Source organism: Pontimicrobium sp. MEBiC06410 (assembly GCF_053601615.1).
Window position 1 is genome coordinate 1 of the sequence record NZ_JBSHNT010000071.1, and the last position, 252, is coordinate 252.

1 protein-coding gene is annotated in these 252 nt (G+C 41.3%); it reads left to right on the forward strand.

What is annotated here, in order from left to right:
* On the forward strand, nucleotides 1–252 hold a 252-nt coding region (locus tag ACVC08_RS00460), incomplete at both ends, for an HYR-like domain-containing protein (protein WP_452600551.1).

Consider the following 252-nt stretch of genomic DNA (forward strand, 5'->3'; position numbering starts at 1 on the left):
AACTACGATGCTGGAGTAAACATTACAGGAGATGTTACTGATGAAAATGACAACTGTTCTGCAACACTAGACCCGACCTATACAGACACTATAGTCGCTGGAACTTGCGAAGGATCATTCGTAATCACAAGAACATGGACATTAACAGATAGCTGTGGTAACACTGCGCCAGAACAAACACAAACCATCACGGTGTCTGATAATATCGTACCAACATTTACTGCACCTGCAGATATTGAGATATTTACAGAC